Here is a 25,795-nt window from a genome sequence, read left to right as displayed (position 1 = left end):
AACTAGATAAATGATTTTTCAGAAATGTTTATTTGTAAATTTAATTACTTAAGGTTAAGTCCTCGACCTATTAGTATCAGTAAGCTAAACACATCACTGTGCTTACACACCTGACCTATCAACCTTGTCGTCTTCAAGGGGTCTTACTAATTGGGAAATCTCATCTTAAGGTGGGCTTCACGCTTAGATGCTTTCAGCGTTTATCCCTTCCATACATAGCTACCCAACTGTGGCACTGGAATGCCAATTGGTGCACCAGAGGTATGTCCATCCCGGTCTTCTCATACTAAGGACAGCTCCCTTCAAATTTCCAACGCCCACGATAGATAGAGACCGAACTGTCTCACGACGTTCTGAACCCAGCTCGCGTGCCGCTTTAATGGGCGAACAGCCCAACCCTTGGAACCTACTCCAGCTCCAGGATGCGACGAGCCGACATCGAGGTGCCAAACCGCTTCGTCGCTGTGAACGCTTGGAAGCGATAAGCCTGTTATCCCCAGGGTAACTTTTATCCGTTGAGTCACGGCCCTTCCATTCGGTACCGTAAGATCACTATGTCCGACTTTCGTCCCTGCTCGACTTGTTTGTCTCGCAGTCAAGCTACCTTCTGCCATTGCACTCTATAGAACGATTTCCGACCGTTCTGAGGTAACCTTCGAGCGCCTCCGTTACTCTTTAGGAGGCGACCGCCCCAGTCAAACTGCCCACCAGACACTGTCCTCCCGGATCCACTCCGGCGAGTTAGAAACTAAGTGCACGAAGGGTAGTATCCCAACGACCGCTCCATCGATACTAGCGTACCAACTTCATAGCGTCCTACCTATCCTGTACATCTTACACCCAATTTCAATATCAAGTTACAGTGAAGCTCCATGGGGTCTTTTCGTCTAATCGCGGGTAGCCGGCGTTTTCACCGGCAGCTTGATTTCACCGAGTCTGTTGTTGAGACAGTGCCCAAATCGTTACGCTTTTCGTGCAGGACGGAACTTACCCGCCAAGGAATTTCGCTACCTTAGGACCGTTATAGTTACGGCCGCCGTTTACTGGGACTTCAATTCAATGCTTTAGGTTACCCCTGACATCTCCTCTTAATCTTCCAGCACCGGGCAAGCGTCACCCTCTATACTTCACCTTACGGTTTTGCAGAGAGCTGTGTTTTTGCTAAACAGTCGCTTGGGCCTTTTCTCTGCGACTTAATTTTTTCATTTAAGTCCCCCTTTTCCCTAAGTTACGGGGTCAATTTGCCGAGTTCCTTAACAACAGTTTTCTCGCGCGTCTTAATATATTCTACTCACCCACCTGTGTCGGTTTACGGTACGGGCAGTATAATGATTAACCCTAGAAGCTTTTCTAGAGAGTCTGAACTCGTACTCCATCAAGCCTCAGCCTTATGTGTCCCGGATTTGCCTAAGACACAGCCTCGTACTCTTTTCGCTCAATCCACTAAGAGCGGGAGCCTATCCTCCTCTGTCACTCCATCAGTCATTACACTGGTACTAGAATCTCTACTAGTTATCCATCGGCTACGCTTTTCAGCCTCACCTTAGGTCCCGACTTACCCAGGGCGGACGAACCTTCCCCTGGAAACCTTGGGTTTATGACGGACAGGATTCTCACCTGTCTTTTCGTTACTCACACCGGCATTCTCACTTCCCGCCGCTCCACATGTCCTTACGATCATGCTTCTCCGCAACGGGAACGCTCCCCTACCACTTAAAATATTCTTTACTTTAAATCCGCAGCTTCGGTAATATGCTTAGCCCCGGTACATTTTCGGCGCAGAGTCACTCGACCAGTGAGCTTTTACGCACTCTTTAAATGATGGCTGCTTCTAAGCCAACATCCTGGTTGTTTGTGCATCTCCACTTCCTTTTCCACTTAGCATATATTTTGGGACCTTATCTGGCGGTCTGGGCTCTTTCCCTTTTGACCACGAACCTTATCACCCGTAGTCTGACTGCTAGACGCATTTGCCGACATTCGTAGTTTGATTGTGTTCAGTACCCCGAGGTGGGGCCATCACACATTCAGTGCTCTACCTTCGACAAATCTTTTTTCTAACGCTATCCCTAAAGATATTTCGGGGAGAACCAGCTATCTCTGAGTTCGATTGGAATTTCTCCCCTAGCCACAAGTCATCCGAGCTGTTTTCAACCAACACCGGTTCGGTCCTCCATAAGGTACTACCCTTACTTCAACCTGCTCATGGCTAAATCACCCAGTTTCGGGTCTACATCACACAACTTAGTCGCCCTATTCAGACTCGCTTTCGCTTCGGCTCCGGACCTTCATCCTTAACCTTGCTATGTAACGTAACTCGCCGGTTCATTCTACAAAAGGCATGCCATCACCCATTAACGGGCTCTGACTATTTGTAAGCACACAGTTTCAGGTTCTCTTTCACTCCCCTCCCGGGGTTCTTTTCACCTTTCCATCACTGTACTGGTTCACTATCGGTCACCAAGTAGTATTTAGCCTTAGGAGATGGTCCTCCTATCTTCAAACGGGATTTCTCGTGTCCCGCCCTACTTTTTGATAACATGGATCATACCATTTCGATTACGGGGGTATCACCCTCTATGCCCGACCTTCCCAAGTCGTTCACCTATGATATGATTTTGTAACCTTAGTTATCTGGCTCCTCCGCGTTCGCTCGTCGCTACTGACAGAATCGTTTTTACTTTCTTTTCCTGCAGGTACGTGAGATATTTCAATTCCCTGCGTGTCGCTCAGTCTTACGACTGTACCATGTCTTCCACATGGTGGGTTCCCCCATTCGGACATCCGGGGATCGTCGCTTACTTACAGCTACTCCCGGCATTTCGGTGTTAGTTCCGTCCTTCATCGCCTCTTGGTGCCAAGGCATCCACTGCATGCCCTTTCTTCCTTAACCTTTTTTAATCATTTCTGACATCATTTATCTACTTTTCAAAGACTCAATTTGATACTTTTTTCTGAGAAACATAAGTCTCTCAAAACTGAATATGATGAACATGAAGAAATTGTTTAGCTTATGCTACTAAGCTATTTTTGCTTATTATTAGTAAGCCTTTCTCCTTAGAAAGGAGGTGATCCATCCCCACGTTCCCGTAGGGATACCTTGTTACGACTTAACCCCAATCATGAACCCTACCTTAGACGGCTCCCTCCCTTTCGGGTTAGGCCACCGGCTTTGGGTATTGTTCACTTTCGTGGTTTGACGGGCGGTGTGTACAAACCCCGAGAACGTATTCACCGCAGCATGCTGATCTGCGATTACTAGCGATTCCAACTTCATGAAGTCGAGTTGCAGACTTCAATCCGAACTGAGACAATTTTTATGAGATTCGCTCCAGGTCACCCTCTTGCTTCTCTTTGTATTTGCCATTGTATCACGTTTCTAGCCCAGGTCATAAGGGGCATGATGATTTGACGTCATCCCCACCTTCCTCCAGTTTATCACTGGCAGTCTCGCTAGAGTCCCCAACTTAATGATGGTAACTAGCAATAAGGGTTGCGCTCGTTGCGGGACTTAACCCAACATCTCACGACACGAGCTGACGACAACCGTGCACCACCTGTACATCTGTTAACCTCCGAACTTATTTCTAAGCCATTGCAGAGTATGTCAAGACCTGGTAAGGTTTTTCGCGTATCGACGAATTAAAGAACATGATCCACCGCTTGTGCGGGGTCCCGTCAATTCCTTTGAGTTTCATACTTGCGTACGTACTACTCAGGCGGAGTACTTAATGCGTTAGCTGCAGCACTGACCCTTAGGGCCAACACTTAGTACTCATCGTTTACGGCGTGGACTACCAGGGTATCTAATCCTGTTTGCTCCCCACGCTTTCGTGCATCAGCGTCAGTAAAGACCCAGTAAGCCGCCTTCGCCACTGGTGTTCCTCCATATATTTACGCATTTTACCGCTACACATGGAATTCCACTTACCTCTGTCTTACTCTAGCTAACCAGTTTTTCTAGCATCACAGCGTTGAGCACTGCACTTATACCAGAAACTTAATTAACAACCTACGCACCCTTTACGCCCAGTAAATCCGGATAACGCTTGCCCCCTATGTATTACCGCGGCTGCTGGCACATAGTTAGCCGGGGCTTATTCATCTGGTACCGTCAATTTGGTTATTTTTCTTCCCAGATAAAAGAACTTTACATTCCGAAGAACTTCTTCGTTCACGCGGCGTTGCTCGGTCAGGGTTTCCCCCATTGCCGAAAATTCCCTACTGCTGCCTCCCGTAGGAGTTTGGGCCGTTCTCAGTCCCAATGTGGCCGGTAGACCTCTCAGTCCGGCTACGCATCATCGTCTTGGTAGGCCTTTACCCCACCAACTAACTAATGCGCCGCAGACCCCTCCTTACTCGATAAATCTTTAAACATATTAAGATGCCTCAATATGTCCTATCCAGTATTAGCTCCAGTTTCCCGAAGTTATCCTCGAAGTAAGGGTAGGTTATCTACGTGTTACTCACCCGTTCGCCACTCCCTATATTGCTATAGAGCGTTCGACTTGCATGTATTAGGCACGCCGCCAGCGTTCATCCTGAGCCAGGATCAAACTCTCCATTAAATGTTTTTGTTTGATTTTAGCTCTTTATTTTTTTTAATTCATTGTTCATCATCATTCAGTTTTCAAAGACTTATTTGATTTGTTGCAACTTAGTTTTCTTGTTGCTACCTGTATAATTATATACATTTAAAAATAAAAATCCAGCAAATAACACAATTTTCCTATTTATTTTGATAAAGTGCTAAAATCTAACAAAAAGAGCGAGAATAACTCGCTCAAAACGTCTTAAAATAGCCTTCCAACGTCACCAAACGTCACATAAATCATTAATGCAATTAATGCATAGAAGCTAATTTGATTAATCCAAAACTCAACTTTTGCTGGGAATTTTTTCTTTGTAATGGCTTCATAGCCTAAGAATAGAATTCTTCCACCATCAAGTGCAGGAATTGGAAGTAAATTCATTAATCCAATATTCACTGATAAAAATGCAATGAAAAGTAATAATGAGAAGATTCCTTGACTTGCCGCATTTTGTACAAGTGAGAAAATTCCAATCGGACCTGATAATTCACCAATCCCAATACCTGAGTTTGGATTGATTAATAATGCGATGGTACCAACCATTTGACTGATGGATTCACCAAAATGCACGAATGGGTAATATAAACTATATAAGAAGTTAAATTCATATCCAACATCAAATCCAACTCTAATTTGGATTGCATCTGTACCAATTGTTTCTAGTGTTTCTAAACTAAATACTTCATAACGAATATTTGGAACGACATTGCCATCTCTTAATACACTTAATGATACTTCTTTTAAATTATAAGTTCTTGCAATTGTAATAACTTCTTCCCAAGTAGTAACCGTTTGACCATTGATTGTTAAAATCTTATCTTCAAACTGTAAGCCTGCTTCTTTTGCTTTTGTACCTAAACCACCCACATATAGTTCATCGCGTTTACCTTCAACTGGGTAATTCACAATACCTAAGTTATTCATTACAACCGTTAAATAAACTTCAATTGTTTGTAATTCACCATTACGTAACACAACCATTGATACTTTATGAGAATTAATATTTGATAATGCGTTACTTACCTCAGTTAAGTTTGATACTTCAATATCACCTATTTTAGTAATCACATCACCTTTTAATAACGCAGGATTACTTGAGTTATTCACCACATTACTATTTGATGGTTTACCTTGCACTAAAGCGACGATAAAGACTAAAACTAACGCTAAGATAAAATTCATTAATGGTCCACAGAATAAAACTAAGAATCTTTGCCATAAAGTTTTGGTTTCAAATGATGATTCTGCTGGTGTAATTTGTAATTCATTTTTCACACCATATAAATATCTTGCTTTACGATCAACTTCATATCTTGTTAATGCGCCACTAACTTCTAATTCTATAAATAAAGGCGCCATGTCTCTACCGAATAAATCGAATGAAACAACTTTACCGACAACACTTGGTTTTTTTGTTGATTGATCTAATAAAATTTCTGTAACAACTTGATTTTCATTTAAGACTAAACCAACCACTTGATCTTTTTTAAGTAATTGATTTTCTCTATCTTCACCACTCATGGCTACATATCCACCAAGTGGTAATACTCTAACTGCATAGTATGTTTCGCCTTTTTTCTTACGATAAATGGCAGGTCCCATACCTATTGAATACTCATGAATTAATATACCTGCTTTTTTAGCAAGTAAAAAGTGTCCTAATTCATGTAATGACACGATTAAAGTTAATGATAATAGAAAGATAATGATATTAAATACTGTATCTAAAATTTGCATTTATGGGCTCCTTATATAATCGGATATGCTACAGTAATTGCTATGAAGATACCTAAGAATAATAACCCAATAAATAATATTGAATCAAATCTGTCTAATACTCCACCATGTCCTGGCATAATCTTACCGAAATCTTTAATTTGATAAGTTCTTTTGAATTTACTTGCAACTAAATCACCAATTTGTCCTGCAATCGTTCCTAGTAAAGTAATTGGAATAATAATCATTGCCTGTATATGAAGAGGTTCATTCCCTAAAGTGGTAAAGTTATCAAAAATTGTCATGTATCTATCCGGATTTAACAATTCACCTAAGAAACCATCTGGTGTAAAAATATTTCCATAGAATAACGCAAATGAACTTGCAATTAATGTTCCCATAATCGTTCCACCAATTGCACCTTCCCAACTCTTTTTAGGTGATATATTCGGTGCCATTTTATGTTTTCCAAATTTCACGCCTACAAAATATGCAAAGATGTCTGTCATTGAGGCAATCAGTGCGATATAAATAATAAATCTAACACCCATATATCTAAGCATCGTAATGCTTGCAAAACCTAATCCAACATAATTTACAATCGTAAATGCTTTACCAATGTCTGCCCCACTAAAATCATCTACAAAAACTAATAAAGCTAACATGATGACTGTAATAAAGGATGTAATAACAACAGGTTGTAGTGTGAATGTAATTAAGTGGAATGAAGGTTCTTTATAAAAGTTTATTTGATTAACTAATCCACCAACATTAAAGTAAGTTACGATTGTTGTTAAAACAATCACAATCTTAACCCATATATTAATCTTTTTTTCTTTTTCATACATATGAAGCATTTCATATGATGCAATAATCACTGCAGCAATTAAAACAATTTGGAAAATGATAAACACAACTGGGTGATTAATAGAAACGATGGGTACTAGCAGTAATGCAAGTATAATTCCGGTTATAATTCTTTGTTTCATTTGTTTAATCCCCCGAAACGTCTTTGACGTTTACTATATGATTTTAAAGCCTTTTCTAATTCTTTCTTTGAGAAAGCTGGCCAGTGTTTCTTTGTGAAATAAAACTCTGCATAAGCAATTTGCCATAACAAGAAATTTGATACGCGCATTTCACCACTTGTTCTAATTAATAGATCAACAGCATCTTTTACCATAAGGTTCTTTTCAATTTCTTCTATGCTAATTTCTTTAGCAAGCCTCATTGCAGTTATAAGTTCATCGTAAGCACCATAATCTAAACATACGTTTAAAACTAAACCTGTATGGTCCTTTGTGATATTTTCTAAATTAACAATACTATTTAATAATGCTTCAGGAATTCTATCACGTCTTCCTTTAACTTGAATTTTAATTGTACTTGATTTAAATTTCTCGATATTCTTTTCAATCATCTCAACGGGTTTAGTCATTAGATAATCTACTTCTTCTTTAGGACGCTTCCAATTTTCAGTAGAAAAAGCATAAACAGTCAACTGTTTAATGCCTCTTTCATTTGCATAGTTTGCGATTGTGACTAAATTAAGTGCACCTTGATAATGCCCTAATTGTCTTGGAAGTCCACGTTTCTTGGCCCAACGACCATTACCATCTAAAATGATTGCGATATGATTGGGTAAATTTGATATATTTCTCATCAGTTGCTTCGCTCCTAATGTATATTATATCAAAAATTACACCTCAATTACCCACCCATAATTCTCATTTATATCACCAAATTGTATTCCTGTCAGTAAACCATATAATTTTTCTAGTATATCATGGCTTTTAAAACGGATATCTCGGCCATGGTGATGAATTAAGCCCACTGGTGAAATGACTGCAGCTGTACCAACTGCACCGAATTCTTTTAGTCCATCTAATTCATCTAAATGTATTTCTTTTCTAATTATTTCCATCTTTAAATAATCTTTAGCTAAAATTTGTAAAGAGTTATTTGTAATGGAAGGCAAGATTGAATCAGACTGTGGTGTCATAAATTTGTTGTCATGTGTAATCACAATCACATTACTTGCCCCACACTCATCTAATTTTGTATGTGTTTTAGGATCTAAATATAAACAATCATCATATCCCATTTCTACTGCTTCTTTTTTAGCATATAAGCTACCTGCATAGTTTGCTCCTGCTTTATAACTTCCTAATCCATTTGGTGCTGCACGGTCAAAATCTGTTGCGTATAATTTGATTGGTTTAAACCCATCATTAAAATAATTTCCAACAGGACTTGCTACAACAAAAAATAAAAATTCATTTGCACTTCTAATCCCTAAGACACTTTCTGTACCTATAATACTCGGACGTACATATAATGCGCCTTTTGATTCATAACTTGGAACTAATTCACGATTTGCTTTGACTGTTTCTAAAATACCTTCATAAAATAATTCCTTTGGAATTTCAGGAATTAGTAAACGTGCTGAACTTCTTAATAATCTTTCATAATTTTTATCCACTCTAAACATTAAAGTTCTACCATCTTTTGCACGGTATGCCTTTAAACCTTCAAAAACACTTTGTCCATATTGTAATGCAGACGCTAGTGCTGATATTTCAAAATTTAATGAATCTGTTAAACTTCCATTTTCCCATTTGCCATCTTTATATTTAGCAAAAAAGACTTTCTTTGTTCCATTATACTTAAATCCTGAAGCCACCATGACCACCCCTTTTTGATTAGATGCATTATAACACGAAAATACTTTGAACATAAAAGTATTTGCCTAAAATAAAAAAACTACCCTGTTAAGAGTAGTCTTTCCAAATTCAGTTTTAAACGAGTACTGTGAACTTATCGTGTAATAATAAAGTGACAAAGTCAACAATCCAGAAAATTACGTTACCAATACCTGTAACTAATGCTAACACACCAACTACAATGACAACAACATTACCTTCAGTTGCACCTTTAATGATACGGTAAACCCCTGAGATAATACCACCAAAGAAGAATTGTAAGATTAACTTAGCGATTCTTGGTAAATCATCAAATAATTTCATGTTTTTTACTCCTTTTTCTTTTATTATACCAAATAAAAAGCGCAGTGTCCAAAACACTACGCATAATTATTAAACGCTTAATAAATCGTCTGATTTAGATTTAGTTGCATCATCAACTAACTTAATGAATTTATCAGTTAATTTTTGGATGTCTTCTAAGTATCCTGTTTCAACGTCTTCTGGTAATCCTAATTTTTTCATTTGATCATTTCCATCACGACGAACGTTTCTTACAGCAACCTTTCCACCTTCTGACATCTTTTCAACTTCTTTTACAAGTTGTTTACGACGTTCACCAGTTAAAGCAGGTAAAGTTAAGCGAATACCTACACCGTCTGATGATGGTGGTAATCCTAAATCTGATTCATTGATTGCTTTTTCAATATCTTTTAAAGCAGATTTATCAAATGGTTTGATATAAAGTTGTTGTGCTTCTGGAACAGAAATACTTGCAACTTGTTTTAATGGTGTTTCAGCACCATAGTAATTTACATGGATACGATCTAAAAGACTTGGATTCGCACGACCCGTACGAATAGTAGCGAAATCGCGCACTAATGCTTGGACGCATTTTTCCATCTTTTCTTCGATTTCCATTAATAGCATATCGGCTTGTTCAGTCATATCTTTTACTCTCCATTCGATACGATCGTTCCAATGCCCTCACCTTTTACAGCTTTAACAATATTACCTTTTGTATTCATGTTGAATACTAAGATGTTAATATTATTATCTTTGCATAAAGATGCGGCTGTTGAATCCATAATCGCAAGATTTTTTTCTAATACTTCTTGATGTGTTAATTTTGTATATAGTTTTGCATCAGCAAATTTTCTAGGGTCTTTATCATAAACCCCATCTACACCATTTTTAGCCATTAAGATAACATCACATGCAAGTTCTGCTGCTCTTAATGCTGCAGTTGTATCTGTTGAGAAATAAGGAGAACCTGTACCACCAACTAAAACAACGACGCGACCTTTTTCAAAGTGTCTAATTGCGCGACGACGGATATATGGTTCTGCAACAGCTGATGTAGGAATTGCAGACATCACACGAGTAGCTACTCCAATTTGTTCTAACGCATCTTGTAGTGCTAACCCATTCATAATGGTTCCAAGCATCCCCATATAGTCTGCTTGTGCTCTGTCCATACCTAGTTCTTCACCAGTTTTCCCACGCCAAAGGTTGCCCGCACCAACAACAATTGCCACTTCAACATTTAAGTCTCTTAAATTTTTGATTTCAAGTGCGATTTCTTTAACGGTTCTTGGATCAATGCCTGTAGGGCCATCACCTTTCATCGCTTCACCTGAAAGTTTTAGTACTACACGTTGGTACATAAAGCGTCTCCTTTAAGTTATTAATTTAATTATTTAATGTTTGCTTGAGCCATAACTTCAGCAGCGAAGTCAGTTTCAACTTTTTCGATACCTTCACCAACAGCTAATCTTACATAAGATACGATGTTGTTTTTGTGTTGTGCTAAGTATTGAGAAACTTTGATTGCTGGATCTTTAACGAATGCTTGGTCAACTAATACGAATTCTTGTAATACTTTAGCTAATTTACCAGCAGCGATACCTTCTAAAACTTTAGCAGGTTTGCTTGCTAATGAAGCATCTTGAGCCATTTGTTCGTGGATGATATGAGATTCTCTGTCGATTGTTTCTTGGTCAACAGAAGCTCTGTCCATGAATCTTGGGTTGAATACACAAACGTGCATTGCTAAGTCTTTAGCAACTTCAGCATCTTCTTTTTCAGTAACTGTTAAGACTGAAATCTTACCACCCATGTGTTTGTAAGCTCCGAAACCTTGTCCATCAGCTTTAGTTACTCTCATTACTCTACGTAATGAAATTTTTTCTCCGATTGTAGCAGTTGCTCCTAATAATAATTGTTCAACTGTTTGACCTTCTGAAACTAATGCTAAAACTTCTTCAGTGTTTGAAGCGTTTGAGTTAACAATAATGTTTCCAATTTTTTCTAATAAGTCTAAGAATTGTTGGTTTTTAGCAACGAAGTCTGTTTCTGAGTTTAATTCAAATAATACTGCATCATTACCTTTAACTAATACTGATGTTAAACCTTCTGCGGCAACTCTATCGGCTTTCTTAGCTGCTTTAGCAATTCCTTTTTCTCTTAAATAGTCGATTGCTTTTTCAATATTTCCTTCATTTTCTTCTAAAGCTTTTTTGCAATCAAGCATTCCAGCTCCAGTTCTTTCTCTTAATTCTTTAACCATTGCGGCTGTAACTACCATAATAGATCATTCTCCTTTTATTTAGTCAATTTAATTATACTATAAAACTTTATTTTCAAAATAAAGGGATGAAATAAATTCATCCCCTTGTTAATTACTTGCTTAATGCTTGAATTAATTCAAACTTCTTTAAATCAGCGTAGTTTTCGATTCCCTTTGCCTTAGCTAATTCTTTAAGTTCAGCGACTTTCAAAGTGGATAAATCTTTGTTTCCTTCTGCTTGTGCTTTAGGAGCTCTTTTTTCAAATTGCTTCTTAGCTGGTTTTTCTTCCTTTTCAGCATCGAATGAAACTTCTTCTTCTTCAAACTTTTCAACTACTCCGCCTTGAGCTTCGATAACTGCGTTACCCATTACCCAAGTGATTAATTTAACAGCACGGATTGCATCATCGTTTGCTGGAATTACATAGTCAACTAATTCTGGATCACAGTTTGTATCTACGATACCGAATACTGGGATACCTAATTTTCTTGCTTCAGCAACTGCGATTTCTTCAGTTCTTGGGTCAACAACATATAATGCTTGAGGTAATCTTTGCATATCTTTGATACCACCTAAGAACTTTTCTAATCTAGCGCGAGTCTTTAATAAACCAGCAACTTCTTTCTTAGGTAATTTAGCCCATTTACCTGCTTCTTCATCAGCATATAAGTCTGCTAATAATTTAATACGTTTTCTGATTGTCTTGAAGTTTGTTAAAGTACCACCTAACCATCTGTGATCAACATAGTATTGACCTGAACGGATAGCTTCTTCTTTAACTGCTTCTGAAGCTTGCTTCTTAGTACCTACGAATAATACTTTTCCGCCTTCTTTAACGATATCGAATAAAGCTGCATATGCTTTTTCGATTTCTTCAGCAGTCTTCTTAAGGTCGATAATGTGAATGTCCTTACGAGCTGTGAAGATGTATGGAGCCATTTTAGGGTTCCATCTTCTAGTTTGGTGACCGAAATGTACACCAGATTCTAGTAATTGTTTCATTGAAACTACTGCCATTTATATTTCCTCCGATTTTTTGTTTTTTTCCTCTGTATAACTCATACGATAACCACTACATCGTAGCACCGATTACCGAAGCATTATACATGTGTATTTAACAGCCCTTTTAATATATCATAACAGGCATATTTTTGCAACACTTTATTATATAAATTTAATTTTTACCCATAATATACTGAATTACTTATTTACCTGAACTTCCAAATCCGCCAGTTCTTTGATTATCACTTGCTAGATCGTCATCTGTTAAATAGAATTTATGGAAAATACCTTGGGCAACTCTTTCGCCTTTTTCAATAACAACCACATCTTTTGAAAAGTTTAATAAAGGAATCATTAAATGTCCTTCATTATCCTGATTATTATAGTAATCACTATCTACAACACCTACCGCATTTGAAGTAACTAATCCCTTTTTAATACCTAATGAACTTCTTGGATAAACAAATAAAGCTTCATCATGTGGCATTGAAACTTTTAATCCGGTTGGAATCTTTACAATTTCGCCTGGTTTAATTTCTACTCTTTCTGCACATTCGATATCATATCCTGCTGAGTGTTTAGTTGCTCTTTTCGGTAAGTTAATTCCTTTGTCTAAGTATGCTTTAACAACTTCGAATTTTCTCATATAAATCCCTCATCTTTAAGTTTTTCTAAGACTTTAATTTCTCTTGGTAAAACCGTACGCATGCCTTTTTTGCCTTTTTTATGTTGAAGGACAATTAAGTTTTGTTTGATGGCCTCATCAGCACTTACAAAGATTGGTTCAACACCATGCATCATTTCTCTTTCACCTAGCATTTGTTTACCGAATTTAGTAACCTCTACAAAGTAGTAGTAAGAAGTTTGAAGATAAACTGTATCTGAATTGATGCCAAATCGTTTTTCTTCAATATAACCGAATGGTTCGATATGTTTAATTTCATCCGCACCTAATTCTTCTTTAAGTTCTCTTCTTAATGCATCCATATGTGCTTCATTAACTTTCATACCGCCACCTGGAAATGTATAATCTAAAAATTCTTTAGAGTAAACTAAAAGCACTTTTTTATCTTTAATCATGATGCCGCGAACGGTTGTTCTTTGTTTTTGAATTGGAAGATTTTCGATACCTTCCTCAATAATCATTTCACTTATCTTTTTCATTGTTCATCATCCTAGGATGTGTTGTTTTATATTTTTCCTTTATGATTTCTTTTGATACATGCGTATAAACTTGCGTTGATTTTAAATGGCTATGACCCAAGAGTTCTTGTACGACTCTTAAATCAGCCCCATGATTTAGTAACGTTGTTGCAAATGCATGACGTAACATATGTGGGTGAATCTTAAAAGTTTCACCTGAATCATGAATAATTTTGACTAAAATTTCTCTTAGCCCACGCACAGTTAATTTTCCACCTTTATAGTTAATAAGTAATGCTAGTTCATTAGTGTTTTCACCTTTTGCTAACAAACTTACTCTTGTATAGGATAAATAGTGTTTTAGTTCTGCTATTAACTTATCATGTAGTGGTACGTAACGATCTTTGGAACCTTTACCATGAATTAAGATTTGTCCACTTGATAAATAAATATCCTTAATTTCTAAATTAATTAATTCTGAAGCGCGTAATCCACAACTATAAAGTAAATCTAGAATGACTAGATTTCTGTATCCTAATGGTGTTGATGTATCAATTGATTTAAACATATAGTTGATTGCTTCATCATCAAGTATATGTGGTAATTTTTTAGGTATTTTTGGACTTTTGATTGCTTGAAATATATTTATATCGATTAAGTCTCTATCCATTAAGAAAGCATAAAAGCCTTTTAATGCTGATAGTTTTCTCGCAATACTTTTTTGAGTAAAACCTTGGTTATCCATATAAGAGACATAGTTTCTTGCTAAACGTTCACGTCTAGCATCTAATAAATCTCTAGCCAACTCTTCGGTTTCTAGGAAATTAGCAAATCCTTTAATATCATTGATGTAACTTTTTACCGTTTCTATAGAATAATTCTTTTCAACTAATAAATAATCTTGATATAAAAGAATAGCGTCCATTACTTATCTCCTAAGTATCCCTTTAATGCTTCCATTGCTCGGTCATGATAATGTTGCTTGCGTTCAAACTTCTTAGCAACAACTTCATTGACTAAACCAAAGTTGGCATTCATTGGAACAAATGTTTCATGATAACTAGAAACATAACGAGCCATTGCACCAATCATTGTATCTTTTGGTAATGGTTTAATCTCACCAGTTTTAATGTAGTTATACATGTTAATTGCAGCACTTAAGCCTGATGCAGCTGATTCAACATAACCTTCAACACCAGAAATTTGTCCTGCAAAGAACCAATTCGGAATATTTTTAACTTGATATCCATTGTTTAAAACTTTAGGACTTTCAATATATGTATTTCGATGGATAACCCCGTATCTTAAGATTTCAGCATTTTCTAATCCTGGAATCATTTGAATAATACGTTTTTGGTCACCCCATTTAAGATGTGTTTGGAACCCTACCATGTTATACATTGTCTTATTCGCATCATCTTGGCGTAATTGAACAACGGCATAAGGTTTTGTTCCATCTGGTTTTCTTAATCCAACTGGTTTAAGTGGGCCAAACAGTAAAGTTTCAGGTCCTCTGCGACCCATATCCTCAACCGGCATACAGCCTTCAAACACATTGTTTTCAAAATCATGAGGAACGACTGTTTCTGCTGTCATTAATGCTTCATAAAACGCTTCATATTCTTCTTTTGTCATTGGACAGTTAATATATGCAGCTTCACCTTTATCATATCGGCTCTTTAAATAAGCAATGTCCATATTAATAGAGTCAGCCGCAATAATTGGGGCAACCGCATCGAAGAAATGTAATTCTCCTTGATTAAACTTTTTAGCGATGAATTGACTTAAGTTGCTTGAAGCTAAAGGACCAGCCGCAATAATTGTTAATTCATCTTCGTTTAATTCTGTTACTTCTTCATTAACTACTTCAATATTTGGATGATTCTTAATCTTTTCTGTCACAGCCTCTGAGAAACGAACTCTATCTACAGCTAAGCTTGACCCTGATGGCACTTGGTACTTATAACCCATTTCCATGATTAAAGAACCAATTTGCTCCATCTCTTTTTTTAATAGACCAACAGCGTTAAGCGGATCGTTTGATCTAAATGAATTAGAACATACTAATTCTGCAAAATTTTGTGTGACGTGAGCTGGCGTCATTTTCACCGGTCTCATTTCATACAATTTAACTTTAATTCCACGTTCTGCAAGATACCAAGCAGCTTCGCTACCTGCAAATCCTGCACCAATAATTTTTACCATAATTTTCACCTACTGACATTATATCATGACTTATAGTCATATCTTTTTAAAAAATCCTATTTTCCTAAATAAAAAACCAGTGTATTATTCACTAGTTTTTCTTTTAAAATCTTCATATATTGGCGTTAATCTACGGTTAACTTGATAAATAATTGATGTGATAATAATTGAATTAACTGGGACTAACGTTAATCTTACATAAAATATCTTATCTAAATATAACCAACCATACACTTCTAATGCGAGTGTATTAAAGAATGTTGCAAGTATATGTGTAATTAGTATGACAATAAATATTTTTAAGTAGTTATCTTTTGACTTGATAAGTAAACCTGGTATAACTCCCCAAACAACTGCCGCTAAAACAAAAAGCGGCATATAAGCAAATCCACTTGCCATGGTTGCAAAATAATCAGATACAATTGCCATTAATAAACCATAAATTGGTCCTAACAACATCGCTCCAATAATTAGTGGGATTGCATAAAATGGTAAACCAAATACATTTTGTATTGAAGCAGGAATAAACTGCTTAAATAAAATGTCAATCACAACACTTAACGCTGTTAATGTTGCCGCTAATGTAACTTTTCGTAACGTAATTCTATTCATTAAAAAAGACCCCCAAATTAGAGTCCACTATATTAATACAGCGGATTAAGATCATACACCGCCAATCTTTGATTGTTCGTTCTATCCATTTGTCCCCTGGATAGACACTTAACGCGTATGTCCTTCTCTGTTTTACTTAATTATATATTATTTTATTTGCCAGTCAATGATATTGACATGATTTAATTTTAAATACTCATTTGTCTTAGAAAATACCTTACATCCAAAGAATCCACGATGCGCTGAAAGTGGAGATGGGTGGTTAGCTTCTAAAACTAAATGTTTTGGGTGATTAAGTGCATTTTTATAAACTCTTGCGTTGGCACCCCATAAGATAAAAACAATTGCTTGATCAAGTTCATTTAATAAATTAATAACTTTTGAGGTAAATATTTCCCATCCCTTATTTTTATGACTTAAAGGTTTACTTGCTTCTACAGTTAAAATCGTATTTAGAAGAAGCACTCCTTGTTTAGCCCATGAAGTTAAGTTCCCCGACTTACTTATTTCAATTCCTAAATCATCTTTTAATTCTTTATAAATATTTTTTAATGATGGCGGTAGTTTAGTGTCTAATGTAGAAAAAGCCAAACCATGTGCTTGGTTTGGTCCATGATATGGATCTTGACCAATAATAACAACCTTAATATCCTCTAATTTTGCATACTTAAAGGCATTTAACCTATCTTCTTTTTTAGGATAAATGGTTTTCGTTTTTTCTTCTTCAGTTAGAAATTTTTCTAAATTAATAAAGTAGGGTTTACTACTCTCCGTCTGTATAAATTTCTCCCAAGTCATGTCGTTTTCCTTTTTTATTTTCAATAGATTGTGATACTTGATAAACGATAAAGAATGTTCCAACAAAAATCAATAGTGTAACAGTAATCCCAAGGGGTCTTGTCACTAAAAAGATAAGTGTTTCTTGCCCACTATGTAGTGGTATTGTTTCAACATGTATACCAATTAAGTCATCTTGAGTTACATAGTATGGTTCATTACCACCTTTAGACCAACTATCATAAATTATTTCACTCGGATCTTTTCCAAATTCTTTATGTGGATAAGTAATGATATACCCTTCCTCTGTTACATGTGAGAAATGATGAGTCACAATATCTTTACTATAACTTCCATTATGGTAAAAATAAGTTTCAAAGATAATAATATCGCTATCTTTTAAATTCACTGTATCATCTAGTTTTCTTGCGATAATAAAGTCATCAACCATAATGAGTGGTTCCATTGAACGACTCACAACTTTATACCAACCAACTTGAATCACATTAATTAATTCACCTGGTCTTGCAACTGAGAAAATAATAACAAATGATAAAAATAAAATCAGTACATAGTATAAAATGTCTTTAATTAAATTGAATGTCTTTTTCATATTTATCGTTCCTTTTATCATGACTTATATTCATTATATAACAAGTTCAATTCTTTACTTTATTTTATAAAGAAAAAACCTCACATCAAATGATGTAAGGTTTAATAGTTGATATACTTTTTATTTAACTTATTTGATTAATGAAGCTAATTTAGTCATTGTTCTAACAAGTTGTGAAGTATATGACATTTCATTGTCATACCAAGTCATAATCTTAACAAATTTAGGATTTGTCTTTAAGATTTGAGTTGTGTGAGCATCGTATAATGAACCGAAGCTTGTACCGATAACGTCAGCAGAAACGATTGGATCAGCCATGTAAGCTAATGTTTCGTTAGCAGCAGCTTTGAAAGCAGCATCTACTTCTTCTAATGTTACAGCTCTTGATAATTCAACTGTTAAGTCAACGATTGAACCAGTAACTGTTGGAACACGTAAAGCAGTTCCATCTAATTTACCTTTTAATTCAGGTAATACTAATCCGATTGCAGCAGCAGCCCCTGTTGAAGATGGGATGATTGATGCAGCAGCAGCACGTCCACGACGTGATAAGATACCTTTCTTATGTGGTTGGTCCATTAATGATTGGTCATTAGTGTAAGCATGAACTGTAGTCATGAAACCTTGAACGATACCGAAGTTGTCGTTTAATACTTTAGCAACTGGAGCTAAAGCGTTAGTTGTACATGAAGCACCTGATACGATAGTTTCTGAACCATCTAAGATGTTATCATTTACGTTGTAAACGATAGTCTTGATGCCTTCACCTGTAGCTGGAGCTGAGATAACAACTTTCTTAGCACCTGCTTGGATGTGTGCACCAGCTTTATCAGCTGAAGTGAATAAACCTGTTGATTCTAACACTACATCGATACCTAATTGTCCCCAAGGTAAAGTTGCTGGGTCTTTTTGAGCATAAATAGTGATAGCTTTACCATCAACGATTAATTTATCTCCTTCAAATGAAACTTCATGTCCTTTGAATTGACCTTGTGCAGTGTCATACTTTAATAAGTATGCTAAAGTTTCTGCGTCTGATAAGTCATTGATTGCAACGATATCAAATGCAGGGTTATCTGACATTAAACGGAAAGCTAATCTTCCGATACGACCAAATCCATTAATTGCTACTTTAATAGCCATAGTTTTTTTCCTCCTAAGATTAATTGGTTTTTATCCATATATATTTTATCACAGTAACGCAAGAATTAAAGTCTAAATTAACTGTAAACGTTTACTTCGGTAAAATAAGTTATTATAAATAACTGTTTTTGTTTTTATATGAAGTTGTGATATAATCATTGCGTGAGGGAATTAGTCATGAACATGAATATTGAAATTGAATTTAAAACAAAAATTGATAAAGAAAAGTATGAAGAATTACTAAAAGAATTCTCACTAGAAGAAAATGTATTTAAACAAACCAACTACTATTTTGATACAAATAATCTAGATCTTAACAATAAAAAAATGGTTTTACGTATTCGTCAAAAACGTGAAAATCAATTTAAATTAACTTTAAAATCACAAAGCGAACAGAGTTCATTTGAGTATCACGTACTCTTAACTGAAGAACAAGCAAAAGAAATGATCAAAAGTGGTTTCCATACAAAAGACTTCTTTGATCAAATTGATTTCTTTGTAAACTTCCAAACTTCTTTAGACAATTACAGAGCTTCTACACCTTATGAAGTAGGAACATTATTCTTTGATAGAAACGAATACTGTGGATTAACTGATTATGAAATTGAATATGAAGTTGATCACTTTGAAACAGGATTAGAAGAATTCAATAAATTCCTAGCAAAACATAACATTGAATTTAAATCAACAAAACGCAAGAGCGAACGCGCATTAAGCTGTATTATTCCAAGATAGTATCCAAATCGGATACTATTTTTTTATAAAAAAAGAAGAATAACCATTTAGGATTATTCTTCATCTTCTACTTCTGTGCTATCTACTGTTGCAAAATATCGACTAAGTGTCTCTTGATAGTGAGTGAAGTCCTCTTCAGAGTTTTCACGCATAATCATTTCTCTTAGTTTCTTTGGAATAAAGACTCTAATTTCCTCATCATTGTAACCAACTTGCATACGCTTAGAATCTACGATGATAGGTCTTTTTAGAACAGACGGGTGACTGATAATAAATGACTTTAATTCTGAAACAGACATATCTTCAACTTCTAACTCTTGTTCTTTAAAGATTTTAGAGCGTGTTGAAATAATATCGTCAAATCCATTTTCAGCATGATTCAACATTAACTCTATATCTAAATCACTGATACGGTGATTAAATAGGTTTTTCTCTTCATAAGGCACTTTGTGTTCGTCTAACCACTTTTTGGCCTTTCTACATGATGAGCAGCTGGGAGTCGTATAAATTGTAATCATATAATACCCCTTTCGATTGTGCAAGTCTTTTCCTACACCCTCACTATTATTATAGCCTTTTGTCAAATGTTTTACAATACTAGAATAAAACTTTTAACAGTGTTCAAAATGAAAACGTATTCAACTACCTATTTCAATTTAATATATTATTTTCTTTAAAATCATTGATTTTCTTGTTATAATATATTCAATTTATACAAAGGAAGGTACCAAAAAATGTCTAAATGGAATTTATCGGTCTTTTATCCAAACGATGAAGCATGGTTAAAAGATTTTGAATTATTAAAAACTGAAATTCAAAAGTTTAGTGAATTTGAAGGAAAACTAGGTGACTTCGAAAATTTCAAAAAATATCATGAATTTGATGAATATATCACTAAATTAATTTACAAGGTTTATCCTTATGCAAGCCTAGGTTCAGACCTAAACTTAAAAGATACAGAAAAGATGACTAAGATTAGACAAGTTTCAATTGTCTTAGGTCAACTATCTCAAATCACTTCTTTTATTTCTCCTGAAATTATTAGTTTAGGAAGAGAAAAAGTAATGTCATTTGTTGAACAAGATGAGTTCTTAAAGCCATATAAATTCCCATATGAAAAATTATTCCGTGGAGAATCACATGTCTTAAGTTCTAAAGAAGAATCAGTTATCTCTAACTATGCTCCAATTGGAAACGTTGCTGCTCAACTTTACCAATCATTAGCAGTTATTGATAGAACAGATAAAACAATTACTTTATCAAATGGTAAAGAAGTGTTAGTTACGCAAGCTGGATATCGTGCATTAATTGAAGAAGCTGACAATGCTATAGATAGAGAATTAATCTTTAAGACTTTATATGAACGCTATGTTGATAATAAATCAGCATTCGCAGAAACTTATAACTTAGTGTTACAACGTGCTAATGCTAATGTTAAAAATAGAAAATATGAATCAGCATTAGATGCTGCTTTATTTGGAAATAACATTCCTAAATCAGTATTCTTAAACTTAAAAGATGCTGCTTATGAAAATACAGCACCATTAAAACGCTATATCGAAATTCGTAAGAAAGCTTTAGGTATTAAAGATTATAAGACTTGGGATCGTTTCATTCCATTAGCTAAAAACGATAAGAAATATCCATATGAACAAGCTAAACAATTATTCTTAGAATCAATTAAAAACTTCCCAGCTGAATTTGTTAAAAATCAAATTGAAGCAGTTGCTGATGGATATGTAGATGCTTATCCACAAGATGGAAAACGTACAGGTGCTTATTCTTCAAGTATGTATGGCCATCACCCATTCATTTTATTAAATCATAACGATACATTAGATTCAGTCTTCACACTTGCTCACGAAGCAGGGCACTCAGCACACTCAATCTTCTCAGATGCTGCACAACCAATGCCAATTTCCGATTACACAATTTTTGTTGCTGAAATTGCTTCTACTTTCAATGAACATGCATTATTAGATTACTTATTAACTAAAGCTGAAACTAAAGAAGAAAAGATTGAATTATTAACAATGTCAATTGATAATATTCACTCAACATTCTATCGTCAAACATTATTTGCTACTTATGAATACGAAGCAAATAAACTTGTTGAAGAAGGTAAACCAATCAATGATGCTGTCTTAAGTAAGATTATGATTGACCTTTACCAACACTACTACGGTTTAGATATTACAAAAGAACCAGGTAAACAATATGTATGGGCATATATCCCTCACTTATTTAGAACACCATTCTACGTATATCAATATGCAACATCATTCTCAGCATCATTAAAGATTTATGAAAACATCAAAAACAATGTTCCACATGCATTCGATAACTATATTGCAATGTTAAAAACAGGTGGTTCAATGTACCCAGTCGATGAAGCTAAAATTGCTGGTGCAGACTTAACTGACAAGAACACATTCTTAGCAGTTGTTAACCGTTTAGAATCATTACTTGATCAATTAGAAGCAGTATTAAACTCTTAATTCTTGACAAAATAATTTAAATCAATATAATTAATGTAACGTTGATAAAGGAAGAGTACCTAGATTAACATATTAAAGAGACCTACTGGCTGGTGTAAAGTAGGATATGTAACTAGCGAATGGGCCTTTGGAGTTATTAACTTAATCTTAAGAGCTATTTATATAGAATTAAGGTGGCACCGCGGATATCAAATTCGTCCTTAGAAGTTTTTAATTAAACTTTTGAGGACTTTTTTATTTAAACAAGGAGGAATATTAAATGAAAAGACTTGTATCAGGTATTAAACCAACAGGAGAATTAACACTCGGAAACTACATCGGAGCAATCAAACAATTCGTTAAACTTCAAGATGAATTAGAAGATACTGAATTCTTTATTTTCATTGCTGACCTTCATGCAATTACAACCCCACAAGATAAACAATTATTAAAAAAACGTGTTCGTGACATAGCAGCAATGTATGTTGCCTGCGGCTTAGATCCTAAAAAAGTTAATCTATTCGTCCAATCTGAAGTATTAGAACACCCATTATTAGGTTATATCATGGAGTCTACTGCTTACATTGGTGAAATGGAAAGAATGACTCAATATAAAGATAAAAAACAAAAACAAACCGAAGGTATTCGTACATCATTACTAACTTATCCAGCTTTAATGGCTGCAGATATTTTATTATATGATGCAAACTTAGTACCTGTTGGACAAGACCAAGTTCAACACTTAGAGTTAACACGCACACTTGCTGAACGTTTCAACTCACAATACGGTGAAACATTTGTTGTTCCTGAAGGCTTTACACCAAAAGTTGGTGCGAAGATTAAGAGCCTTCAAGATCCTACAAAGAAAATGAGTAAATCAGATGCTGAAACACCTAAAGCTTATATCTTACTTCAAGACGATATTAATCAAATAAAGAATAAAATTCGTTCTGCTGTTACTGACTCAGATGCGAAAATCAAATTTGATGAGAAAAATAAGCCAGGTATTTCAAACCTCTTAACAATCTACTCAGCAATCACTGATATGCCAATTAAAGATATTGAAGAAAAATATAAGAATGAAACAAGTTACGCATCCTTTAAAGAAGATTTAGCCAATATTGTTGCAGACCACATCAAGCGCATACAGGATAGATATAAAGAATTAATCAACTCTAAAGAGTTAGATGAAATTCTAGACAATGGCGCTATGAAGGCATCCTTCGTAGCCAAAAGAAAGATGGCCAAAGTACTCTCTCGCATTGGCCTTCAAAGAAAAAAGTGAATCATTCGATTCACTTTTTTTATGCTTCCATTTTAATTTGATAACCATCAACTGGATAATGACATTCACCATCAGCCTGTAAGAATGAAGGTTTTGTCATTTCAACACGAATATCTTTACCACGATAGAATTTTACCCAGCGTTTAAAGATACGGTGTGCACCATTCATATAAATACTTGGGAATATTAACAGTAACACAAATCTTGGTATATTTTTAACAATCACTAATTCGATTTCTTTTTGATCACGTGACTTTGTAGGGGCAATCTTCATGCCGCCTCCAAAATACTGAGCAAACATAGCACTTGCAAACCACAACTTCTTTTCTTCATAAACCTTACCATCAACAGTAATCTTAGCCGCAACTGGTTGATATTTAATAAATGAAGCTACTGTATTAAAGAAATAGTTTGACTTATTTCTTTCACGTTTAGATTTATCCACACGGAATATAACCGCACCATCTAAACCAACACCTGCACCATTAATTACTTTAAGGCGTTTTTCTCCAATGTAAAGCGTTGGAAGATCTTTAATGTATGGCTTGATATCTGCTAAGTGATTTTTAACAGGAACAGTTCTAATAAAATCATTACCTGTGCCTGCTTTATATAAATAAACTTTAGGTCTAATTTCTAAACCTTCAATTTCATTTACAATGCGATGAAGTGTGCCATCACCACCTAAGATGATGATTTCATCTTCTTCATTAAAGCCATCTAAAAAAACTTTAACATTTGTAATGGTTAAAAGGTCAATTGTTTCTACTTTTAAACCTTGTTTAGTATATTTTTTCGCTAGTTTTTGTGCTAATTTAATATTTTTCCCTTTACTTGATAAAGGATTGTAAAGAATAGTTCTCATATATTATCGATTGATTAAAATACCCCTAAAGCGTATTTTTTCTTTCCCCTTCTTAGGATGACATATTTATTATACGCTAAAGGAATGTCATTCATCATTAAATTTGTTTCAGATACTTTAGAACCATTTACAGTAACTGCTCCAGATTGAATAAATTCACGTGCTTCTCTGTTACTGCTTGATAGTTTAGACGCGTTTAATGCTTCAACGATATTCATCTCGTTGTTTAATTTTACAACATCTAATACTTTTTCTAATTGTTGATAAGCTGATTCATCTAACTTAGAAAAATCTCCTGAGAATAATGCGTCTGTTACCATTTGAGCAACTTCTAATTCTTTTTCTCCATGGACGAATTTAACAACTTCTTCAGCTAAACGTTTTTGTGCAAATCTTAATTCTGGTTTCTCACGACTTTCTTCAAGTAAGGCAATAATTTCTTCTCTTTCAAGTAATGTTAATAATTTTAAGTAATTTTCAATATCATTGTCACTTGTGTTTAAGAAGTATTGGTACATTTCATATGGGCTAGTCATCTCTTTATCTAACCATAAAGCGCCAGATTCACTCTTACCAAATTTTGTGCCATCAGCCTTTAATAATAGTGGGCTTGATAAACCAACTGCATCATTTTCACCAACAACTTTTCTGATTAACTCTAAACCAGATGTGATGTTACCCCATTGGTCTGAACCACCAAATTGGATTTTAACATCTAATGTTTGATATAAATGTAACCAGTCCATAGATTGTAAGATCATGTATGAGAATTCAGTATATGAAATACCTGTTTCAATACGTTTTTGAACTGTATCTTTTGCTAACATGTAAGCAACATTAAAGTTCTTACCGTAATCACGTAAGAAACTAATGACATCTACTTTTGAAATCCAATCATAGTTATTCACAAAGATTGTGTTTTCAGGCATTAAACTTCTAATTTGTTTTTCAATTTTTCCGGCATTATGTAGTGAGTTTTCCACAGTTAACATCTTACGTTCAGATGTTTCTCTTGGGTCTCCAATTAAACCTGTTGCCCCACCAATTAAGACAACTGGAATATGTCCGTGTTTTTGAAGATAACGCATTCTAACAATTTGAACCATGTGTCCAACAGTTAGTGATTCTCCAGTTGGGTCATATCCTACATAGAACTTAACGCTTCTTTCATTTAACATTTTTCTTGCTTCATCTAGATTTGAGACGTCTTTAACCATCCCTCTCCATACTAATTCATCAAATAAATTCATATATTTCCTCCGTTAATAAAATAAATAAAAATCCTTAGACAAAAACATGTCTAAGGACGATTAATTCGCGGTACCACCTTAGTTCGTATAAATTTATACGCACCTTCA

General features: G+C 35.1%; 23 protein-coding genes, 2 rRNA genes, 1 riboswitch and 1 other annotated feature. Of the genes, 3 read left to right on the top strand and 22 right to left on the bottom strand.

Annotated features, from left to right (window positions below; translation table 11 throughout):
* Positions 1-50 precede the first annotated feature (50 nt).
* The 19 genes from EXC59_RS06315 to gap all read right to left on the bottom strand — a co-directional run bounded on the left by EXC59_RS06315 (position 51) and on the right by gap (position 19,075).
* Positions 51-2,893, bottom strand: a 23S ribosomal RNA gene (locus tag EXC59_RS06315).
* A 168-nt stretch (positions 2,894-3,061) separates the two neighbouring features.
* A 16S ribosomal RNA gene (locus EXC59_RS06310) occupies positions 3,062-4,568 on the bottom strand.
* The 16S and 23S rRNA genes sit together here, the layout of an rRNA operon.
* Before the next feature lie 225 nt (positions 4,569-4,793).
* The gene (gene rseP, locus EXC59_RS06305) at positions 4,794-6,329 is read right to left on the bottom strand and encodes an RIP metalloprotease RseP (protein ID WP_035369976.1); all 1,536 of its coding nucleotides are present in this window, start codon (positions 6,327-6,329) and stop codon (positions 4,794-4,796) included.
* An 11-nt stretch (positions 6,330-6,340) separates the two neighbouring features.
* Entirely contained in the window at positions 6,341-7,297 is a 957-nt protein-coding gene (locus EXC59_RS06300) for a phosphatidate cytidylyltransferase (RefSeq protein WP_035369977.1), read from the bottom strand.
* Complete coding sequence (gene uppS / locus EXC59_RS06295; protein ID WP_162164075.1) at positions 7,294-7,971, bottom strand: polyprenyl diphosphate synthase; 678 nt, start codon at positions 7,969-7,971, stop codon at positions 7,294-7,296. Before uppS ends, EXC59_RS06300 begins: the two co-directional genes overlap by 4 nt.
* 36 nt (positions 7,972-8,007) lie before the next feature.
* Positions 8,008-9,045 (bottom strand): branched-chain amino acid aminotransferase, encoded by a 1,038-nt coding sequence (locus tag EXC59_RS06290; protein WP_269471625.1) that lies wholly within the window; start codon positions 9,043-9,045, stop codon positions 8,008-8,010.
* Positions 9,046-9,106: 61 nt separating this feature from the next.
* On the bottom strand, positions 9,107-9,334 hold the full coding sequence (locus EXC59_RS06285) for a hypothetical protein (RefSeq protein ID WP_035369980.1): 228 nt from the start codon (positions 9,332-9,334) through the stop codon (positions 9,107-9,109).
* 69 nt (positions 9,335-9,403) lie between these two features.
* Positions 9,404-9,958: a ribosome recycling factor gene (gene frr, locus EXC59_RS06280; protein ID WP_084145265.1), complete on the bottom strand. Its 555-nt coding sequence runs from the start codon at positions 9,956-9,958 to the stop codon at positions 9,404-9,406.
* Positions 9,959-9,963: 5 nt separating this feature from the next.
* Positions 9,964-10,677 carry a UMP kinase gene (pyrH, locus tag EXC59_RS06275; protein ID WP_035369981.1) on the bottom strand — a complete coding sequence of 238 codons (714 nt, stop codon included), beginning with the start codon at positions 10,675-10,677 and terminating at the stop codon, positions 9,964-9,966.
* 29 nt (positions 10,678-10,706) lie between these two features.
* Positions 10,707-11,597, bottom strand: a complete 891-nt coding sequence (gene tsf / locus EXC59_RS06270; protein ID WP_035369982.1) for a translation elongation factor Ts — start codon at positions 11,595-11,597, stop codon at positions 10,707-10,709.
* 94 nt (positions 11,598-11,691) lie between these two features.
* Entirely contained in the window at positions 11,692-12,597 is a 906-nt protein-coding gene (rpsB, locus tag EXC59_RS06265) for a 30S ribosomal protein S2 (RefSeq protein ID WP_035369983.1), read from the bottom strand.
* A 187-nt stretch (positions 12,598-12,784) separates the two neighbouring features.
* A complete protein-coding gene (gene dut, locus EXC59_RS06260) occupies positions 12,785-13,234 on the bottom strand; it encodes a dUTP diphosphatase (protein WP_345694210.1) in 450 nt (149 codons plus the stop codon).
* Positions 13,225-13,746 carry an NUDIX hydrolase gene (locus EXC59_RS06255; protein WP_162164076.1) on the bottom strand — a complete coding sequence of 174 codons (522 nt, stop codon included), beginning with the start codon at positions 13,744-13,746 and terminating at the stop codon, positions 13,225-13,227. The genes dut and EXC59_RS06255 overlap by 10 nt, the downstream gene beginning before the upstream one ends.
* Positions 13,730-14,650: a tyrosine-type recombinase/integrase gene (locus EXC59_RS06250; RefSeq protein ID WP_162164077.1), complete on the bottom strand. Its 921-nt coding sequence runs from the start codon at positions 14,648-14,650 to the stop codon at positions 13,730-13,732. The genes EXC59_RS06255 and EXC59_RS06250 overlap by 17 nt, the downstream gene beginning before the upstream one ends.
* On the bottom strand, positions 14,650-15,930 hold the full coding sequence (gene trmFO, locus EXC59_RS06245) for a methylenetetrahydrofolate--tRNA-(uracil(54)-C(5))-methyltransferase (FADH(2)-oxidizing) TrmFO (RefSeq protein ID WP_084145269.1): 1,281 nt from the start codon (positions 15,928-15,930) through the stop codon (positions 14,650-14,652). Before trmFO ends, EXC59_RS06250 begins: the two co-directional genes overlap by 1 nt.
* An 84-nt stretch (positions 15,931-16,014) precedes the next feature.
* Positions 16,015-16,542, bottom strand: coding sequence for a folate family ECF transporter S component (locus EXC59_RS06240; protein WP_035369987.1), 528 nt, complete (start codon positions 16,540-16,542; stop codon positions 16,015-16,017).
* Positions 16,543-16,578: 36 nt separating this feature from the next.
* A riboswitch (THF riboswitch) is annotated at positions 16,579-16,674 on the bottom strand.
* 15 nt (positions 16,675-16,689) lie between these two features.
* Positions 16,690-17,340 carry a uracil-DNA glycosylase gene (gene ung / locus EXC59_RS06235; protein ID WP_035369988.1) on the bottom strand — a complete coding sequence of 217 codons (651 nt, stop codon included), beginning with the start codon at positions 17,338-17,340 and terminating at the stop codon, positions 16,690-16,692.
* Positions 17,306-17,932 (bottom strand): S26 family signal peptidase, encoded by a 627-nt coding sequence (locus tag EXC59_RS06230; protein ID WP_035369989.1) that lies wholly within the window; start codon positions 17,930-17,932, stop codon positions 17,306-17,308. The genes ung and EXC59_RS06230 overlap by 35 nt, the downstream gene beginning before the upstream one ends.
* A gap of 129 nt (positions 17,933-18,061) precedes the next feature.
* The gene (gene gap, locus EXC59_RS06225; RefSeq protein ID WP_035369990.1) at positions 18,062-19,075 is read right to left on the bottom strand and encodes a type I glyceraldehyde-3-phosphate dehydrogenase; all 1,014 of its coding nucleotides are present in this window, start codon (positions 19,073-19,075) and stop codon (positions 18,062-18,064) included.
* Positions 19,076-19,252: 177 nt separating this feature from the next.
* Between gap and EXC59_RS06220 the strand changes: the two genes are divergently transcribed.
* Entirely contained in the window at positions 19,253-19,810 is a 558-nt protein-coding gene (locus tag EXC59_RS06220) for a CYTH domain-containing protein (RefSeq protein WP_051659074.1), read from the top strand.
* Between the two features lie 53 nt (positions 19,811-19,863).
* Here the strand turns inward: EXC59_RS06220 and spx are convergent, their stop codons facing one another.
* Entirely contained in the window at positions 19,864-20,328 is a 465-nt protein-coding gene (gene spx / locus EXC59_RS06215) for a transcriptional regulator Spx (protein WP_035369991.1), read from the bottom strand.
* 216 nt (positions 20,329-20,544) lie between these two features.
* Between spx and pepF the strand changes: the two genes are divergently transcribed.
* Positions 20,545-22,308 carry an oligoendopeptidase F gene (gene pepF / locus EXC59_RS06210; RefSeq protein ID WP_051659075.1) on the top strand — a complete coding sequence of 588 codons (1,764 nt, stop codon included), beginning with the start codon at positions 20,545-20,547 and terminating at the stop codon, positions 22,306-22,308.
* 32 nt (positions 22,309-22,340) lie between these two features.
* Positions 22,341-22,513 (top strand) — a binding site (T-box leader).
* A 54-nt stretch (positions 22,514-22,567) separates the two neighbouring features.
* The gene (trpS, locus tag EXC59_RS06205; protein WP_035370042.1) at positions 22,568-23,572 is read left to right on the top strand and encodes a tryptophan--tRNA ligase; all 1,005 of its coding nucleotides are present in this window, start codon (positions 22,568-22,570) and stop codon (positions 23,570-23,572) included.
* Between the two features lie 19 nt (positions 23,573-23,591).
* Here the strand turns inward: trpS and EXC59_RS06200 are convergent, their stop codons facing one another.
* Together EXC59_RS06200 and tyrS are read right to left on the bottom strand one after the other, a co-directional pair.
* On the bottom strand, positions 23,592-24,437 hold the full coding sequence (locus EXC59_RS06200; protein ID WP_035369993.1) for a diacylglycerol/lipid kinase family protein: 846 nt from the start codon (positions 24,435-24,437) through the stop codon (positions 23,592-23,594).
* Positions 24,438-24,451: 14 nt separating this feature from the next.
* Complete coding sequence (gene tyrS / locus EXC59_RS06195; protein WP_035369994.1) at positions 24,452-25,687, bottom strand: tyrosine--tRNA ligase; 1,236 nt, start codon at positions 25,685-25,687, stop codon at positions 24,452-24,454.
* Positions 25,688-25,795: the final 108 nt, after the last annotated feature.

The sequence above is a fragment of the Acholeplasma hippikon genome, assembly GCF_900660755.1.
In the GTDB taxonomy this organism is placed as follows: domain Bacteria; phylum Bacillota_I; class Bacilli_A; order Acholeplasmatales; family Acholeplasmataceae; genus Acholeplasma; species Acholeplasma hippikon.
The sequence above is the reverse complement of the archived record's forward strand: the minus strand, read 5'-3'. Positions and strand labels throughout refer to the sequence as shown.

Excerpts from the sequence above, each read along its gene's own strand:
- rseP (WP_035369976.1), bottom strand. The coding sequence starts at position 6,329 with ATGCAAATTTTAGATACAGTATTTAATATCATTATCTTTCTATTATCA.
- EXC59_RS06300 (WP_035369977.1), bottom strand. The coding sequence starts at position 7,297 with ATGAAACAAAGAATTATAACCGGAATTATACTTGCATTACTGCTAGTA.
- uppS (WP_162164075.1), bottom strand. The coding sequence starts at position 7,971 with ATGAGAAATATATCAAATTTACCCAATCATATCGCAATCATTTTAGAT.
- EXC59_RS06290 (WP_269471625.1), bottom strand. The coding sequence starts at position 9,045 with ATGTTCAAAGTATTTTCGTGTTATAATGCATCTAATCAAAAAGGGGTG.
- EXC59_RS06285 (WP_035369980.1), bottom strand. The coding sequence starts at position 9,334 with ATGAAATTATTTGATGATTTACCAAGAATCGCTAAGTTAATCTTACAA.
- frr (WP_084145265.1), bottom strand. The coding sequence starts at position 9,958 with ATGACTGAACAAGCCGATATGCTATTAATGGAAATCGAAGAAAAGATG.
- pyrH (WP_035369981.1), bottom strand. The coding sequence starts at position 10,677 with ATGTACCAACGTGTAGTACTAAAACTTTCAGGTGAAGCGATGAAAGGT.
- tsf (WP_035369982.1), bottom strand. The coding sequence starts at position 11,597 with ATGGTAGTTACAGCCGCAATGGTTAAAGAATTAAGAGAAAGAACTGGA.
- rpsB (WP_035369983.1), bottom strand. The coding sequence starts at position 12,597 with ATGGCAGTAGTTTCAATGAAACAATTACTAGAATCTGGTGTACATTTC.
- EXC59_RS06255 (WP_162164076.1), bottom strand. The coding sequence starts at position 13,746 with ATGAAAAAGATAAGTGAAATGATTATTGAGGAAGGTATCGAAAATCTT.
- EXC59_RS06250 (WP_162164077.1), bottom strand. The coding sequence starts at position 14,650 with ATGGACGCTATTCTTTTATATCAAGATTATTTATTAGTTGAAAAGAAT.
- trmFO (WP_084145269.1), bottom strand. The coding sequence starts at position 15,930 with ATGGTAAAAATTATTGGTGCAGGATTTGCAGGTAGCGAAGCTGCTTGG.
- EXC59_RS06240 (WP_035369987.1), bottom strand. The coding sequence starts at position 16,542 with ATGAATAGAATTACGTTACGAAAAGTTACATTAGCGGCAACATTAACA.
- ung (WP_035369988.1), bottom strand. The coding sequence starts at position 17,340 with ATGACTTGGGAGAAATTTATACAGACGGAGAGTAGTAAACCCTACTTT.
- EXC59_RS06230 (WP_035369989.1), bottom strand. The coding sequence starts at position 17,932 with ATGAAAAAGACATTCAATTTAATTAAAGACATTTTATACTATGTACTG.
- gap (WP_035369990.1), bottom strand. The coding sequence starts at position 19,075 with ATGGCTATTAAAGTAGCAATTAATGGATTTGGTCGTATCGGAAGATTA.
- EXC59_RS06220 (WP_051659074.1), top strand. The coding sequence starts at position 19,253 with ATGAACATGAATATTGAAATTGAATTTAAAACAAAAATTGATAAAGAA.
- spx (WP_035369991.1), bottom strand. The coding sequence starts at position 20,328 with ATGATTACAATTTATACGACTCCCAGCTGCTCATCATGTAGAAAGGCC.
- pepF (WP_051659075.1), top strand. The coding sequence starts at position 20,545 with ATGTCTAAATGGAATTTATCGGTCTTTTATCCAAACGATGAAGCATGG.
- trpS (WP_035370042.1), top strand. The coding sequence starts at position 22,568 with ATGAAAAGACTTGTATCAGGTATTAAACCAACAGGAGAATTAACACTC.
- EXC59_RS06200 (WP_035369993.1), bottom strand. The coding sequence starts at position 24,437 with ATGAGAACTATTCTTTACAATCCTTTATCAAGTAAAGGGAAAAATATT.
- tyrS (WP_035369994.1), bottom strand. The coding sequence starts at position 25,687 with ATGAATTTATTTGATGAATTAGTATGGAGAGGGATGGTTAAAGACGTC.